Origin of the sequence: Brevibacillus fluminis (assembly GCF_003710825.1) — a bacterium.
In the GTDB taxonomy this organism is placed as follows: domain Bacteria; phylum Bacillota; class Bacilli; order Brevibacillales; family Brevibacillaceae; genus Brevibacillus_D; species Brevibacillus_D fluminis.
In genome coordinates, this window is sequence record NZ_RHHQ01000004.1 from 106,064 (window position 1) to 122,184 (window position 16,121).

General features: G+C 50.9%; 14 protein-coding genes. 1 reads left to right on the top strand and 13 read right to left on the bottom strand.

All coding sequences use genetic code 11. The features are described from left to right. Positions 1-21 precede the first annotated feature (21 nt). The 5 genes from EDM56_RS02750 to EDM56_RS02770 form a co-directional block, all read right to left on the bottom strand. Positions 22-2,409 (bottom strand): AAA family ATPase, encoded by a 2,388-nt coding sequence (locus EDM56_RS02750; protein WP_183192264.1) that lies wholly within the window; start codon positions 2,407-2,409, stop codon positions 22-24. Between the two features lie 130 nt (positions 2,410-2,539). Continuing rightward, positions 2,540-2,743 (bottom strand): hypothetical protein, encoded by a 204-nt coding sequence (locus EDM56_RS02755; RefSeq protein ID WP_183192265.1) that lies wholly within the window; start codon positions 2,741-2,743, stop codon positions 2,540-2,542. A 46-nt stretch (positions 2,744-2,789) separates the two neighbouring features. Then, positions 2,790-3,113, bottom strand: a complete 324-nt coding sequence (locus tag EDM56_RS02760; RefSeq protein WP_122916708.1) for a hypothetical protein — start codon at positions 3,111-3,113, stop codon at positions 2,790-2,792. A gap of 2 nt (positions 3,114-3,115) precedes the next feature. After that, the gene (parC, locus tag EDM56_RS02765) at positions 3,116-5,656 is read right to left on the bottom strand and encodes a DNA topoisomerase IV subunit A (protein WP_122916359.1); all 2,541 of its coding nucleotides are present in this window, start codon (positions 5,654-5,656) and stop codon (positions 3,116-3,118) included. A gap of 2 nt (positions 5,657-5,658) precedes the next feature. Further along, positions 5,659-7,614 carry a DNA gyrase/topoisomerase IV subunit B gene (locus EDM56_RS02770; protein ID WP_122916360.1) on the bottom strand — a complete coding sequence of 652 codons (1,956 nt, stop codon included), beginning with the start codon at positions 7,612-7,614 and terminating at the stop codon, positions 5,659-5,661. A gap of 319 nt (positions 7,615-7,933) precedes the next feature. On the opposite strand from EDM56_RS02770, the gene EDM56_RS02775 reads away from it, so the two are divergent. After that, a complete protein-coding gene (locus EDM56_RS02775; protein WP_122916361.1) occupies positions 7,934-8,308 on the top strand; it encodes a YflT domain-containing protein in 375 nt (124 codons plus the stop codon). A gap of 68 nt (positions 8,309-8,376) precedes the next feature. Here the strand turns inward: EDM56_RS02775 and EDM56_RS02780 are convergent, their stop codons facing one another. The 8 genes from EDM56_RS02780 to EDM56_RS02815 form a co-directional block, all read right to left on the bottom strand. Beyond that, positions 8,377-8,685 (bottom strand): DUF1292 domain-containing protein, encoded by a 309-nt coding sequence (locus EDM56_RS02780; protein ID WP_122916362.1) that lies wholly within the window; start codon positions 8,683-8,685, stop codon positions 8,377-8,379. Between the two features lie 80 nt (positions 8,686-8,765). After that, positions 8,766-9,590: an ATP-binding protein gene (locus EDM56_RS02785; RefSeq protein ID WP_246009235.1), complete on the bottom strand. Its 825-nt coding sequence runs from the start codon at positions 9,588-9,590 to the stop codon at positions 8,766-8,768. 433 nt (positions 9,591-10,023) lie between these two features. Then, the gene (locus EDM56_RS02790; protein WP_122916363.1) at positions 10,024-10,212 is read right to left on the bottom strand and encodes a hypothetical protein; all 189 of its coding nucleotides are present in this window, start codon (positions 10,210-10,212) and stop codon (positions 10,024-10,026) included. Between the two features lie 48 nt (positions 10,213-10,260). Further along, positions 10,261-11,115: an ABC transporter permease gene (locus tag EDM56_RS02795; RefSeq protein WP_122916364.1), complete on the bottom strand. Its 855-nt coding sequence runs from the start codon at positions 11,113-11,115 to the stop codon at positions 10,261-10,263. Beyond that, the gene (locus EDM56_RS02800) at positions 11,115-12,041 is read right to left on the bottom strand and encodes an ABC transporter ATP-binding protein (RefSeq protein ID WP_122916365.1); all 927 of its coding nucleotides are present in this window, start codon (positions 12,039-12,041) and stop codon (positions 11,115-11,117) included. Before EDM56_RS02800 ends, EDM56_RS02795 begins: the two co-directional genes overlap by 1 nt. A 1-nt stretch (position 12,042) precedes the next feature. Next, positions 12,043-14,295, bottom strand: a complete 2,253-nt coding sequence (locus tag EDM56_RS02805; protein WP_122916366.1) for a hypothetical protein — start codon at positions 14,293-14,295, stop codon at positions 12,043-12,045. A gap of 61 nt (positions 14,296-14,356) precedes the next feature. Further along, the gene (locus EDM56_RS02810) at positions 14,357-15,421 is read right to left on the bottom strand and encodes a TolB family protein (RefSeq protein WP_183192266.1); all 1,065 of its coding nucleotides are present in this window, start codon (positions 15,419-15,421) and stop codon (positions 14,357-14,359) included. After that, complete coding sequence (locus EDM56_RS02815) at positions 15,411-15,989, bottom strand: RNA polymerase sigma factor (protein ID WP_122916368.1); 579 nt, start codon at positions 15,987-15,989, stop codon at positions 15,411-15,413. Before EDM56_RS02815 ends, EDM56_RS02810 begins: the two co-directional genes overlap by 11 nt. Between the last annotated feature and the right edge of the window lie 132 nt (positions 15,990-16,121).

Below are 16,121 nucleotides of genomic sequence, written 5' to 3' on the forward strand. Positions count from 1 at the left end.
CAAGCCGTTACCAGGAGTGTATCACCCGTTATCCGGCATGAACAGAGGGGATTCTTCCGATACGAAATCTTCACGCCCAAGCTGCACAAAAATGTCCGGCGACGGCGCCTCCTTTGCGTTTTCGCTGATGCGCAGCGCTTGGCGGATGATCGCCTCGTCAACCAGATGGCGCGCAAACCTGGCATTGCCGCCGTTTACTCCTTCAACATGAAGCGATGCGATGAGGGTTTCGATTTCTCCCAGCACGTCCGGCTTCACCCGATACCCTAATTCCTCCACGCGTTGTGCAATGATCGCAACGAGCTCTTCTGCCGTGTAGTCGGGGAAATGGACGAACCGGGTAAACCGCGAGCGTAGTCCCGGATTCATCGCTAAAAACTGCTCCATTTCCACCGGGTACCCTGCAACGACGATGACCAGATTTTCACGATGTCGTGTCATTTCCTCCACTAGCGTGTGGATCACTTCGCGACCAAAGTCGTTTTCGCTTCCTGAAACCAAGGCATACGCCTCATCGATGAACAAGACGCCGCCGAGCGCTTCCTTGATCTTTCTCCGTGTTTTTTCCGCTGTTTGCCCGACGAAACCAGCAACGAGATCGGTACGGCTTGCGACAACAAGATGGCCGCGCTTCAAATACCCGTGTTCTTTTAACAGCTCCGCATACAGACGCGCGATCGTCGTCTTGCCTGTGCCCGGACTTCCGCTGAAGACAGCATGCATCTCGACCGGCACGGAGGCGAGTCCATTGGCGATGCGCAGCTGCTGAACCTGCAGGAAAGCTTTAATCTTGCGGAATTCAGCCTTTACCGCCCCGAGCCCGATCATTCGGTCCAGCTGCGCCGATGCCCCAGCAGTCGATCGCTGATGCGCTTGCAGGTCATTTGGCAAAATATCATCCGGATACAGCACCGTGAAATCATCTACCTGCAGTCCTTCCTGACCGCTCTCCTCGACTCGCTCGCCTTTATGAAAAATTGCATCAAGGACGATGCTTTTGACTGCGCGCGCATTTCCAAACGTTTCATCGACGCGTTCGCGCTCGATTCGCTCACGCAACGCATGAAGCGCTTCTGTGGTTAACGAAAAGTCATTGCGCTCCGCCACTTGCTCGCCGATCGTGATGAGCTCTTCTGTGGTATAGTCCGGCAGCAAAAAATGCCCTTTCTCAGGAAAACGGCTGCGCAGCCCCGGATTGGCAAACAGGAATTGTCGCATTTCTTCCGGATAACCCGCCAAAATGACAACGAATTTACCCGCATATTCACCGCTGGTCATCGCGGATACCAGCGTATCGATCACTGTCTGGCCGTAATCGCTGCCGCTGGCATCAGGGCGCTTCAGACTGTAAGCTTCGTCGATGAACAGGACGCCGCCGATCGCCCGCGCAATCGCGTCAATCGTTTTTTGCTCCGATTGGCCCACAAAGGCTCCGACGAGCTGGGAACGGTCAACCTCGATCACCTCAGCGCTTGGCAAAAGCCCCAGCTCGTGATACATACGCGCGATCAGCCGAGCCAGCGTCGTTTTCCCTGTGCCCGGGTTGCCCATCAGCACCATGTGCAGCTCAGGCTTGTCCTGCATGACCCAGCCCCTTTTGCTCCGCACTTGCTGATAGCGTAAAAATTGGGCGAGCTTGCGGATACGCTCCTTTGGCGCCGCCAAGCCAATCAGCTCCTCCAGCTCATCTAATGCGGTAGGAGCAGTCGTGTTCAAATGGTGACCACGATACGGTTCAAGCAGCTGTTCCCGCTCGGCTACAAGTGTAGCAAACTCGCGTATAGCACGCTGTACCTCCGCCAGCATGTCGGATGAGTAAAAACTGCCTCGCAGCGACTCCAGATACCCCTCGGCAAGCTCTCTCAACTGACTGAGCTCCACCAGCATCCGTTCATCGATCCGTTTTAACGGTAGCGACTGCTTCCCAGCTTGCGAATGTTCCACCTTCGCCGCGATTTGTTCCAGTCGGTCGATTTTGCCCATCCGCTCACGAATGTGTTCCTCCACGCTTCCGATCGTCTCGGTGAGCGCTGCCGCCTGAGATTTGCGCATCATCGCACTGTCCGTTTCGCGTATCACCGGTAACTCCCGGGCATGATCGTCGGCTTGTGCCAATTGGGCTAGCAGGATGTTCATGGCGAGCTCGGCTGTTTCCATTCGCTGTGGTTCGAGCACCAGCGCCCGTTCGATCCATTCCCAGGCCAAATCAAGCCCGGTCCGTTTTTCAAGCCGATGTGCGGCAAGACGAGTCAAGACAGCTGCTTCCACAATTTCCAACGAAGCATGCTCCTGTTCTTCTGTATCTTTCCGCTGCGTCTCTATTGTTCGCAGGGCCGCATACAGTTCCCCTGTCGTTTTCATCGATTGAATGTCATGTCGGTTCCATTGTTTCCGTTGTTGGTTTTGCATATGTCCACCCATTCGTTCCTCATATCTTTGCTCTTATTGTATCCTTTGCAACCTCGCCGGAAAAGAACAAGCTGCCGGCGTAGTGCCAGCAGCTTGTCAGGACGGGCTTAAAAACAGCCCGCACCGCTTGTTAGATTTTGAGATTGCCCATCTCGATATCCGCTTTGACGTGTGCAAGGGCAGCTGTAAACACGTCATTTTCCTCGTCAGCAGCAATTTTGAACATCGTCACGACCTTCTCACCACTGCGAACTTGCACATTGTACTGTGAATCTCCGTCGTACGTAGTGGCAAAGTTCAACTCACGGCCATTTACCTCGATGTTTTGTTCCACTCCCAACACCTCCTGCCCTTAGTGTTGCCAAGCGCCACAAAAATATCTACAGCAGTGAAAAGTGAGCGAGCTCGGTCGGCTGTTCCAAAACTTCTCCGGTAGGCATGGTTATCGCCACCGTTCCATTATCGGCTCCGCTTTCTTTCCAGCTGATCGCAAACCGCTTCTTGTCAAAAGGCGTATCCTCGGATAGCTGCTCGACCATGGTCCGCAAGCTTTCAGCCGTCAAAGGGACGGAAACAGTCTCCCCGCTGGCCGCTGGCAATGATAAAAGCTTCGGTGCATCTTCAAAATAGGAGGCGGTGTCCGCCAACAGCGAGAGCTGCTGCCAGCTCAATTCGGTTTCAAAGGCTTCAAATGGCTTCTCCATGCTCATTCCTTCTTCTCTTTCATGTCATCGAACAGACTTGCCTGTCCTGCCGGCTCATTTCGCGTTCCTGGTCCTGGAGTATCCTGTGCGGGGCTTTGTTCGTCGTCATTTGGAATCGCTGCTTCCAGCAACAACGCTTTGACGCCACCCTCGATAACGAGCCGGCCATTGCCGCCAAGCTCCGTGAACGGTACTTTATCTGTTTCAATCTGCGTATAGCCATTGCCGGTTCCCGCTGCATAGAGCTTTTCCGCTCCTTCGAGTTGAACCATCAAAAGCTGATGCGGATTGTTTTTTCGTTTGCGAAGCAACACGAGTCCTTTGCCAGCACGGCCCTGTGGAGACAATTCGTTCAGGCGGGTGCGTTTGACCATCCCTTCCCTCGTGACGGCACGGATCACTTTGCCTTCGTCGCTGCCATCCACGCTAATCAGGCTGATCACCTCATCGCCTGCAGTGAGGTTGACGCTCTTCACGCCGCTTGATGCGCGACCCGTTGGGGAAACCTCCGATTTGGCAAACCGGATGATCATGCCGTCTTTCGTGGAGACGACGTAATCGCCTGTTTCATCTGTTATTTGAACCGTCACGAATTCGTCTTCATCCGACTTCAGCTTGGCAGCCGCCAGCGCACCGGAACGGTTCGTAGCGTATTCAGCAAGCAGTGTCTTTTTCATGAAGCCTGTTCGCGACAGATGACAAACATACACGGGCTTGGAAAAATCGTCGACGATCGCAAGCCCGACGATCTTCTGATGCTTTTCAAGCGGAATGATGTTGACCAAGGCATTGCCGAGATCTTTCCACTTTGCTTCCGGTATGTCGTGCAGAAGCATGGCGAAATATTTGCCATCCTGTGTAAAGAACAGCACCGTGTTCGAGGTGTTCGCCTCAGCAAACACCCTCACCTTGTCGCCATCCTTTACGCCGCACGTTTCAATCGTGCCACCCATCGACTTGAAGGAGCGCGGGCTGACCCGTTTGATGTATCCTTCGTGGGTAAACGTGAGAATGCAATCTTCAACGTTGATTTGCATCGCCAAGTCGAGCTTGATCTCCTCGATCTCGCCGCGAATTTCCGTCAAGCGCGGTTCATCGAAGCGCTTCTTGATATCCGTCAGCTCATGCACAATCACTTGAATCAGCTTTTTCTCGCTGGCCAAAATCGCTTCCAGCTCCTTGATTTCTTTGCTCAGCGTCGCCAGCTCTTTTTCCAGCTTAACGATATCGATGCGCGTCAAGGATGCCAGCTGGATCGACAGGATCGCATCCGCCTGCTGCTCCGTGAAGCCATACTGCGCGACGATGTTTCTACGCGCATCCGCTCGGTCCTCGGACGCCATGATCGTATCCACGATTTGACGCAAGATCGATTTGGCGCGAATCAACCCTTCCACGATGTGCTCGCGCGTCTTCTTCTTATCCAGATCATAGCGGGAACGATTCGTCACCACTTCTTTTTGGTGAATAATGTAAGCGTCCAGCAGCTGCTTGAGCCCCATCTGCTTGATCGTGCCCTCGTGGATCGCGTTCATGTTGTAGTTGTAGTAAATTTGCAGATCGGTGTTTTTGAACAAATATTGTAAAATCGCATCGGGGTTCACGTCTTTACGCAAATCGATGACGATCCGAACCTTCTTCTGTTCTGCTTCTTTGCGCCCCGTTTCATCGCGGACTGCGAGTGCCCCCTCGATTTTGCGCTCCAGCACCAGCTCATCGATTTGCGCAACAAGGCGGGATTTGATCACGTCATATGGGATTTCCGAGATGACGATCTTTTTCACCTTGCTTTTTTCCGGCTCCTCGATGTGCGTTTTCCCACGGATGATGAATTGGCCACGCCCGGTTTCAAACGCCTTGCGGATGCCAGAGACGCCTTGTACGATTCCCCCGGTCGGAAAATCAGGCCCTTTGACATGCTCCATTAGCTCATCCAACGTAATCTGCGGATTTTTCATTTGTGCGATCGTCGCATCGATGACCTCGCCCAAGTTATGCGTCGGGATATCGGTCGCAAACCCTACGGCGATACCGGAAGCGCCGTTAACCAGCAAATTCGGGAAACGGGCTGGAAGGACAGCTGGCTGCATCTCCGAGTTGTCATAGTTCGGGATGAACGTGACTGTCTCTTTATCGATGTCGCGCAGCATCTCGTTAGCAATGGCAGACAAACGGGATTCCGTATAACGCATTGCTGCAGGCGGGTCTGCGTCCAAGCTACCGAAGTTTCCATGACCTTGGATCAGCACCTGACGCATTTTCCACCATTGCGCCATCCGCACCATCGTTTCATAAATCGCGGAATCGCCATGCGGATGGAATGTACCCATGACGTAGCCGACGGTTTTTGCCGATTTGCGGTACGGCTTGTCAATCGTATTGTTCTCCTGGTACATCGCGTACAAAATCCGCCGCTGCACAGGCTTTAGGCCGTCGCGTGCATCCGGGATCGCCCGGGACAAAATAACCAGGTTGGCGTAATCGCCAAAGCGTTTGCCCATAATCTCAGCAAAGCTTGTTTCAATGATTCGATTGGATAACATGCTTATTCATCCTCCCCGACTTCAAACGTCACGTGGTTTTCGATCCACTCGCGTCGTGGAGGAACTTTGTCACCCATCAAGGTGGTCACCAGTCGTTCGCACTGAGCCATATCTTCCAGCGTTACCAGAATTAGCTTCCGCGTTTCTGGATTCATTGTCGTATCCCACAGCTGGTCTGCATTCATCTCGCCGAGACCTTTGTAGCGCTGGATTTCGCTGCCGCGGCCCATTCGCTTCAACGCCTGCTCCAGCTCGAAATCATTCCAGCAATAGACACTTTCCGCCTTTTTCCCTTCCTTTTTCACTTGGTAGAGCGGCGGTTGCGCGATGTAGAGCTTGCCTGCGCCGATCAATGGCTGCATGTAGCGGAAAAAGAAGGTCAAAAGCAGTGTCTGGATGTGGGAACCATCGACGTCCGCATCGGACATGATGATGATTTTGTCAAACGCGCAGTTTTCGATGGAAAAATCCGTACCGATATCGGTTTCCAGCACTTCCAGCACCGTACGGAATTCTTCATTGGCCAAGACGTCGGACAGCTTCGCTTTTTCCGTATTCAACGGCTTACCGCGCAAACTGAAAATCGCCTGGAACTCGGAATTGCGCGCTTGCTTCGCCGAGCCGCCAGCAGAGTCACCCTCAACCAGAAACAGTTCGTTTTTGCCCGAATCCTTGTATTGTGGCGGTGTGAATTTTTCTGAAATGGATTTGCGTTTTTTCGCGCCTTTTCCCTTTTTATCGCCACGGAGTGCTTCCCGTTGTTTTCTCAATTCTTCGCGGATCTCCGCAGAGCGGACTGCTTTTTCAACCAACAGCTTGGCGGTTTCCGGATTTTCCTCCAGGAAATAGCCGAGCTTTTCGGCGATAATCTGCTCAACGATCGGCCGCGCTTCCTCGTTCCCCAGCTTGTCCTTCGTCTGCGACTCGAACTGTACATCCGCCATCTGGAGAGACAGGATGCCAAGGAAACCTTCGCGCAAATCGTTTCCTGACAAATTCGGGTCTTTTTCCTTCAAAAGCCCTTTTTTGCGGGCGAATTCATTGAAAACCCTTGTTGTCGCATTGCGGAAGCCGGTCACATGCGTACCGCCGTCTGTCGTCGGAATCGAGTTGACGTACGACACGAGCGTCTCCGCATAGCCATCGTTGTATTGGAAAGCGAGCTCGACAAACACATTGTCCTTTTCGCCATTAAAATAAATGATCGGATGCAGCGTGTGCTTGCCTTCGTTCAAGTAATCCACATAGGACTTCAAGCCGTCCTCGAAGTAAAATTCCTCGCGTTTTTCCTCCGGGCCCCGCTTGTCAATCAACACCATTTTCAGTTTGCTGAGCAAAAAGGCCGTCTCGCGAAAACGATCGCGGATCAGCTCAAAATCGAATTTGGTCACCGAGAAGACCTCTGGGTCCGGCAAAAAGGTGACCGTTGTTCCCGTCCGACGGGTATTACCGGTAATTTGCAAATCCGTTACCGCTTCTCCCACATGCTCGACGCCATTTTCGTCGACGAAATACTCGAAGCGTTGCTTATGTATTTTTCCATCTCGATGAATTTCTACTTCCAACCACTTCGAAAGGGCCACCACGACGCTTGAGCCGACGCCATGCAACCCGCCGCTCTTTTTGTAGCCGCCGCCGCCGAATTTCCCCCCGGCGTGCAATGTCGTGAAAATCACTTCTGGCACTGGACGACCCGTTTTGTGCATACCGGTAGGAATGCCGCGTCCATGGTCCTCAATGCTTACACTGCCATTTTTGTATAAAGTGACGATGATTTGGTCGTTGAAACCAGCCAGCGTTTCATCCTTGGCATTATCCACGATTTCCCAGAGCAAATGGTGCAGTCCGCGGGTACCTGTCGAACCGATGTACATGCCCGGCCGCTTCCGTACCGCAATCAAGCCTTCCAGTACCTGAATATCCTCTTCCGTATAGGAAAGTGTATGGCTATCGTTCATCCAGTTCTCTCCTCTGTTAGTTGCACTTCTACAGGATAAAATATTATCCGTCGCTTGCAGCCGCTTTTGCATAGATAATAAATCAGCCACCCTGCAATGGCAAGATGGCAGATACGGTTACTCTATCATAATAGGTTTTCCATTTCGTTGTCATCTATTTCAAAAGTGGCGAACATGCCCTGATCCTGTAAAGATTTCCGTCTATTAGTTTAGCACTTCGATGTTCGTGTGGTCAAAGGAAAATGAGAACGAGTATTCACCAGCCAAAATCGGGAACGCTAACGATGTATTGATCCCGCACTGAGAGGAGGGCTTTTGCATGATCTCTGCAACCAAACCATTTGTCAAATTGCACAAGTATGACCAAGAGCTGGTGTCCGACATTCAAGCGCTCAATTCTTCCGGCTACGCGAAAGATGACATCTATGTGCTGAAATGGAATCCCGACAAAAATCATTCCAATCAACGGAACAACTTTTACAAGTACAGCACCCATTTCGAAAGCGCTGTTGGGGATATTGATTCCAAAGCCCAGTTTTTTGATAATGGCGGCGAGGAACTTCGGACCAAAATGGAGCATCTCGGCTTGACCAAAGATGAGGCTTCGGCACTGTTCCGTGAGATCCAAGAAACCGATAAGACCTGCATTCTCATCGTTCGCGACTTAAAGGACAATATCATCAAAATGTCCTAGCGGCTTTTCAAAAAAGAAAAAACCCGTCATTTCCTTAGCGTAGCTGCAAGGATGGCGGGTTTTCTTACTTACTTGTCTTCTGGCTCGATCAGTTCAATGTCTTCCAGAACTTCGTCCAGCTTTTCGTAAATCTCTTCTTCTTGTCCTTCATCAAGTGGAACCAGTTCTTCCCCATCCACTTCGAAAACAAAGATATCCAGCTCTTCGTCTTCTTCCGATTCGTTATCTTCGTCAACGGAGTTGGTCAATGCAACATACTGTTTTCCTTTGTGGTCAAACAGAGCAATGACTTCAAAATCTCCCAGAAGTTCACCGTTTTCATCATCCAAGCTGATGATGTCTCCTAATTCGATGCCTTGTTTTTCTTCATTTGTCAATTGAGACACGTCCTTCGCAAAAAAAGTATCCTACATTTCCATCTTACTGATTTTTGCTGCAAGAAGCAAAATCTTTTCGTTCATTCGGTCGGTAACTGGATTTCGACCGTGGTCCCTTTTTGCGGCGTGCTCCTTACCTGTATGTGTCCGCGGTGGTTTTCGATGATTTTGTAGCTCACCATCAAGCCGAGACCTGTTCCTTTTTCCTTCGTCGTATAAAATGGTTCCCCCAATTTCGGCATGATCTCCTCGGGGACGCCTACACCGTCATCAATAAACTGGACCACGACGCGATCATTGCCTTCGCAGTTCACTGTGATCAAAAGCTCGCCGCCATCCGGCATCGCTTCAATCGCGTTCTTCATAATATTCACGAAAGCTTGTTTCAGTTGACTCTCCTCGCAGAGAATGAGCGGAAGTTCAGGCTCAAAATGCAAAAAAATCTGAACATTATTTAAGATTGCGTGTGTTTCGACCAAGACAATAATGTTTTGCAGGAGGTGAATCAAATTTCTGCGCTCTTTCATGACCAACTGAGGTTTGGCAAGCACAAGAAATTCACTGATAATAAATTCAATGCGAGCAAGCTCTGTCAACATGATCGTAAAATAGTCTTCATTTTTCGTTGCATTGGCTTGCATGAGCTGTAAAAATCCCTTAATGGAGGTGAGGGGATTGCGAATCTCATGAGCAACGCCTGCCGCGAGCTGTCCGATCATCGAAAGCATTTCAGACTTACGGACCATTTCTTCCGTTTTTTTGCGCTGTTTTGCGGTCGTCGTCTGCTCGATAAGCTCGCAATGCGTTTCGAGATCAAACACACGCTGTCGTAAAAATCGTACTTCTTCTTCCAAAGCCATCACGCTTTGGCTTGCCGGGTTTTCTGTAAGAATGACGTTACTCACAAGTTCGTTCCTCCACCTTTCTGGTACTTGCCGCCCTCAGCGTAAAAGCGCCGAATAATCGATTCAATCGACTTTTTCACCGAAAGAACGACAATTTACGCATAAAAAATAGCATCACGTAGATGCTTTGCGAAAGGGATATGCACTCTTGCTGACCGATGTCGAATTCGAACAGGTAGCGTAACGATTCCAATCATTATTTATTCCGGACATGCTGGCCATCTCTATCCCTCCTGAAATAGGACTCCTACGCAAATGGATAATAATCAGAAAAAAAGCTTGTTTCTCATTAAAATAGTATATCCAATAAAATTTGTCAATATTTTACTTTTGATTGCGTTCCATTTTGTAAGAAAAAGGAAATCATTGACAATAATCGTTTGCCCATGTAAAAAGGCAACCGCAAGTTGCTCCTTGCCGTTGCCTTAATTTTTTACATTTCGTCAATTTCTTCCAGTACTCCTTTTTCCATCAAAAAATCATCCTGCGCTTGCAAAATGAGCATGATTTCTTCACGACCCACTTTTTTACCCGCTGCCTCCAATTTGTTCTCGATGAAACGCAGCAGCTCCTCGAAATCGAGAATCTGCACTTCTTGGTTTCCGTATTCTTTGTTGGACACAATAAGCTCCCCCTAAATGTTTTACGATTCCCTTATTTTACACAATCGCTAGGCTTTCTTCCAACCCCATCTTTGCTTACGATTCGGCCGCAGCAAATAGCCGCTAACCAAGATCAAACCGATTGACAAAGCCACGTACACGATCGAAAACGCGGCCCAAGGCGGCATCGGAAAATCGGTCATAGGTCCGATCGTTTCGCCAAACAGCTCGCCCATGACGACAACAGGATTCAGCATCGCCAACACTTTCAAGACAGGGAGCTGCCATACCTCCTCAAACGGATATTGCGACGGCATTATCTCCCTCAGCAAGTTTCCGATGAAGAGCAGCAGCAAGCCGGTTCCGACGACGAAAAAGAATGCGATCCCGTATGAAGTAATGGTACTGACCCCAGTACGCTTGATACAAGTCGAGCAAAACAGACCCAGCGAACCGAAAAACAAAATATTGACGCCGAAAAATAGCACGAGCGTCGCTAACTGCTGCGGTGACATGCCGCCGTATAAAAACACGAAGCTGTAAAGCGGCAAGGACGACAAAACCAACACGGAAATAAAGGCAAGCGAGGTGACCAGCTTGCTCCAAATGATGGATAGTGGCGACAGCTGGGTGGTCAGCAGGACATGGAGCGTCTGCCGCTCACGCTCCCCACTGATCGTCCCTGCCGACAACGCGGGCGCAATGAAGCAAATCATGCCGTACTGCAGCCCTGCGATCAAAATGAACCATTCCCGATTTTCGCCAGGCACCAAGCTTTTGTCTAGTTGTTCCACGTACATGAAGCCGAGCAGAATCGCGCCCATCACGAACAAATAGATGCCGAGAATCCAAAAGCTTTTTTTCGATCGGAACCGTTCGCGCATCTCTTTGACGATCAACGGATTGCTGAAAAAGCCTTTCATCAGCTCCCCACTCCTTCCGTGATGGCCAGAAAGACATCCTCCAAGTTTTCTTTCGATTCGCCAAAAAACGTGACCTGGATGCCAGCCTGCACCAATGCGGTGAGCAGCTGCGCCTTATCCAGCTCCGTTCCCGTGAATTGAAAACGAAAATGATCGTTCTTGTTGTCCAGCCGCTTAACATAGTTCGAATCCGCCAATATGCGCTGTGTCTGCGCCGTATCACCGATTACCTTGACCATCATGACCGCGATGCCCCGCTGTGTCAGACTAACCTCGTCCACAGAACCACACGCGATGAGCCGCCCTTTCTCGATAACCCCAATTTCGTCGCACAGCTCCGCGAGTTCTGGGAGAATGTGCGAGCTGATCAGGATCGTTTTGCCCATCTGGCGCAGCTGCTTCAAGATTTCTCGCATCTCAATGCGGGCGCGCGGGTCGAGGCCGGACGCCGGCTCATCCAAAATCAGCACATCAGGGCTGTGCACCAGGCAGCGCGCAAGTCCGAGCCGCTGTTTCATCCCCCGCGACAGCGAGTCAACATATGCATCCGCTTTGTTCGACAAATTCACCAATTCAAGCAGGTCGCCGATCAGACGCTTCCGCTGCCCGATTGGGATATGGTACGCGCCGGCGTAAAAATCAAGATACTCGGTCGCTTTCAAATTGTCATACACCCCAAAAAAGTCAGGCATATAACCAAGAGACTGCCGAACTCTGCGCGGCTCCTTCGCAACGTCATAGCCAGCCACATACGCCTTGCCTTCCGTCGGCGTAAGCAAGGTGGAAAGGATCATCATCGTGGTTGATTTTCCTGCACCATTCGGGCCGATGAAGCCGAACACCTTTCCTTTGTCGATCGTTAGATTCAAATCGCGCAAGGCTTCCAGCTTCCCGTATCGTTTCGTCAAATGTTCGGTGCGAATCATGTCAGTTTTCAACCCCTTCCACTTGGAAAAATGGCTCTGGCATCGAGAGCGGCGAATTGGTGTCATTGCTGAAGCGGATCAACAACTTGCCCTCAATCGTCAAATAATCGCTCAGCTGCTGTTCAAGCGAGAGCGGCTTTTCTTTGTTGAGCTCTTCCCATTTCCCGGCTTTCGCTCGGTAAATTTCTTTTTTGAACGGGTGATATACGCTTTGATCAAACGGAATTTGCACTTTTTTCGGTGTAAACGGCGCACGGTTTACCGCCAATGTAAATGTCACACTGCCTTTTTCCATCACCCACAATCCGTCGCGATAGTTTACATTGCCCGTAACTTTTGTGTCGTCGATTGGCAGGGTTCCATATGGATAGATGATTCGCCCGGAGCTTGCCGGCAGCAACGTCACTTTTTCTTGGAAAACGTTCCAGTAATGCGCGCGGTGCGGCTTCTCCATTTCCATCACTGGGATCGCCGCCTGATTGATGCCGATCAGGCGGATTCCAATCTGCCCACTGTTAGCAATCGCATCTTTCAATTCGTTAATCCGCTCTTCGTCCGTTCGTTTCCGCTGATCCCGTTCCGCTGAAAAATCTTGCTTTGACAAATAGTTGTTCGAAAGTAATGCATCGACCTGCTTCGTTTCGCCCGGCTTCGCGGCGCCAAGGTCGATACGCTGCCGGCCAAGTTCAATATACAGTTCATCCATCGGATAGGTTGTATGATTGGAAACCGTACCTTTGATGCGATTCTGCTCGATGGTCAGCTTGCTCGCAAATGAGCCGATACCTGTTTTGACACCCATTGCCGTTGCTTGGCGAATGGACAGGTACGGGACGTTATCATACCGGAGTACCTTGTTATCACTGTGATCTGCCTCCATGCTGCCACTTGCGGCCATGCCCCCATTGCGATGATTGCTGACCGGAACCGTTTGGAAGCTCGGCAAGGAACGTACCTCAAACGTTCCCCCTGACACAGCTAAAAAGGAAGAGGCCGTCTGGACTTCCGCCAATTCGTCATCCGCGATGTTGATCGTATTGACATGAAAAGCTGTATCTGCAGAAACGATAAACGGGCGTCCCACCACATAGACCCCCACCGTAAGCAATACAGCCGAAATTGGAATAATTCCCCATGCCCACTCGCGGCGATCCAGTTTTTTCAACCCCCAATACAGGCAAGGGGCCAGAACGATCAAATAGATTGACCAGATCAAAATGATCGTGCCAACCCACGGGGTTTTTACATCTGGTATATTTTGACTCAAGCGCAGCAACGTACTATCGACCGCAAACTGGGAATTGGATCGGTCGAATCTTTCCACGACCTTGTACTTGCTAAAAATGGCACGCCATAAGTCCCTGTTGTATTGCCAAGAGGCAAAAGGCTCAGCCCCGATATCATAGTTGGCGAACAAAAGCAGCCCAGCGCCCGATTCACGGCTGATGAACAACGGCTTGCGTGGATCATAGACCGGAAGCGAGTCTACCGAAAGAGCCGACTTGCCGCTGAGTGCACGGATTTCATCCAACTGGGTCTGTTTCGCTGGTGCACCAGTGCCGACGCCAAGCTCGGAAGCAAAAGCGGGAAGAACACCGCTGCCATTCTCTCCCGCATACAAGATCAGCACGCCTCCGCGCTTCACCCATTCTTTCAGAACGACGATCTGGTTTGCGGACAATGTCGCATTCGGCAAATTACCGACAGCCAGCACATCGATATTTTTATACAGCCATGACTCATCCGGCAGCAATTCCGGCTTCAACCGTTCGACCGCATAACGGCGCTGGTTTTCTTCGATATTCGAACCAGCCAAAAAGTGAAACGTGTTGGAACCGCCATCCAAGACGGCCACCACGTTGCCGTCCGCGTAACGGACTTGCGGCAATTCTTTTTTTCCTACCTCTTTCCCCTCTTTTTTTACCCGCAAGAAGCCGGGATTCATCTGCTGCAGCGATTCGCCTGGAACCGTGAATGCCAATTGCTTCGTTTCGCCCGCGCCGATTTGCATGGACTGGGACAGGACAGCCGTACCGTGACGCGCACCTTCTTTTTCTCCTAATTCGATCTGTCCCGCGAACGCCTCCCCATGATTGGTCATCGTCACGATGATTTGCGTCCATTGGGAATACTTCACGATGCCGCCAAGCGCAAGATCTACGGACAGTTCGACCTGATTCTCCGCTTTTGCGGTTGAAACAGGCAGCACTGTGATGATAATGAGCGCGACCAGCATCCATTTCCAAATCCTCAACCCTCTCTCCCCCTTCGCGTCTGTAGACGCGGCCTTAAGCCTAGCTCGTGCGGTCGAGCCCTTATTTTTTTACTAAAAGTGCGGTTTGCGCCTGCTGACCACCGTGTTTTTGAACGATGCCGTACTCTCCGTTTTGGGTCCACGTGGTGCTAACGAGTCCGTTTCGGTAAGCATCCGGCAGGTAGATGTGGCTTTTCGATTCTTTCAGCGTACCCGCCTCCAGTTTATATTCCGCAAGCGTTCCTTCGTTCGTTGTGAAGGTCAATCGATCAGCCGATTGCCAGGACGGGAAACGTCCTTTTGCCAATCGCTGGATCGAGCCTGACATCATGTCCATCACCGAGACGCTGTCGCCATATACAAAGCTGATCCGCCTGCCGTCCGGTGACCAGGAGGGCTGGCTCCCTTCCGTCAGCTTTTTGACATCCGACGCGATCGTGCTGGCCAGCCAAATTTCGTCCAGACCTCGCTCCATCCGGGTGAACGCTACCATCAAATTGTCGGGGGACCAGCTGAGACCTGCTAGTCCTCTATTTTTAATCTCGAACAGCAGTCTGCTGCTCGCTTGCGCCGTATCTTTTTTTATCGTTACCAGCCATATGCGGGAGGCGTCGCTCGCCAGCTCGATGGCTGCCATTTGCTCATCATTATTGGCATACGTAAGAGATTGATAAGTTCCAGAAGTAGATGGCAGCTTCAGCGTCACGATATTTTGATCCTGGTCTGCCTGTTTGCCAGGCAAAACCGAAAGTGCTCCAGACTGTGTTACCCATGCGATTTGCTCTCCTGAAGCTGAGACGGAAACCCCGCGGACGTCAGCAGGCAAAACCAGCTCTTCCGCCAAATAACGGGCGGTATCGTTTGTCCCAAACCAGAGGACGCAAGCGAGCGCGAGCGCAAATAAACCGCCAGTGATCCACCAGACTCGCCGTTTGCGCCGCGGCATCACTGCTCCAGCCGTTTGCATCTCCATTTGCTGCATCCGCTCCAAAAGCTTTCGCCGCAAATCTTCCTTCAGCTCGTAATTGACCGGAACCGTTTTGCGCAGTCTTTTCAAATGGGTGAGGAGCTGGGAAATCGTAGGGTCGAGCTGCTCATCTGCCTGTACATGATCATCAAATCTCATGACGTTTCCCCCTCCCATACAGTTTTTGCAACTGCAGCAGCCCGCGGTGTGAAATCATTTTGACGCTGGATTCCGTGCGCCCCAGCACTTCTGCGACCTGACTGATTTTAAGATCGCCAAAGTAACGGAGCGTTAGCACGTCCCGCTGGTCTTGATTAAGCTTTTCCATCCGTTCCTTCAGCAGCTGAATTTCTTCATTGGTCAAAGCTTGAACTTCCGGCTGCCAGGTCATATCAATCTCGCCGAATAACAAATCGTCTTGTTCCGTAGGAATTTCCTTTTTCTTGCGCACAAAATCGACGTACGTATTATGTGCAATTCGAAAAATCCACGAAGCGAACGGACTTGTTCGGCTGTATTGGTCAAATTTCTCCAACGCTTTTAAAAATACGGTCGTCGTCAAATCGTCAGCGTCCCACGAATGATTGACTCTGCACCGTAAATATCGGTTCACTCGGTCAAAAAACTCATCATAAAGTTCCGTAAAGTCACGCGACTCATAATAGACCGTCTTATTATCAGTAGGGGATACGACCTCGTCTTCGCCCTGCTTGATCGCCATGCCCATCCCTCTTCCTCCACCCTCGCCGTTTTTCTACCTTCTTTGACGTGCCGTCATTGGAAAAAGTCACATCTTGACGAAGAATTTGGCGAAAATGGTTCACTACATGTTGTTTGCCCCGTTCCGTCAGCAGCTGCC

Coding starts and splice junctions, on each gene's coding strand:
- EDM56_RS02750 (WP_183192264.1), bottom strand. CDS start 2,409: ATGCAAAACCAACAACGGAAACAATGGAACCGACATGACATTCAATCG.
- EDM56_RS02760 (WP_122916708.1), bottom strand. CDS start 3,113: ATGGAGAAGCCATTTGAAGCCTTTGAAACCGAATTGAGCTGGCAGCAG.
- parC (WP_122916359.1), bottom strand. CDS start 5,656: ATGTTATCCAATCGAATCATTGAAACAAGCTTTGCTGAGATTATGGGC.
- EDM56_RS02770 (WP_122916360.1), bottom strand. CDS start 7,614: ATGAACGATAGCCATACACTTTCCTATACGGAAGAGGATATTCAGGTA.
- EDM56_RS02775 (WP_122916361.1), top strand. CDS start 7,934: ATGATCTCTGCAACCAAACCATTTGTCAAATTGCACAAGTATGACCAA.
- EDM56_RS02795 (WP_122916364.1), bottom strand. CDS start 11,115: ATGAAAGGCTTTTTCAGCAATCCGTTGATCGTCAAAGAGATGCGCGAA.
- EDM56_RS02800 (WP_122916365.1), bottom strand. CDS start 12,041: ATGATTCGCACCGAACATTTGACGAAACGATACGGGAAGCTGGAAGCC.
- EDM56_RS02810 (WP_183192266.1), bottom strand. CDS start 15,421: ATGAGATTTGATGATCATGTACAGGCAGATGAGCAGCTCGACCCTACG.
- EDM56_RS02815 (WP_122916368.1), bottom strand. CDS start 15,989: ATGGGCATGGCGATCAAGCAGGGCGAAGACGAGGTCGTATCCCCTACT.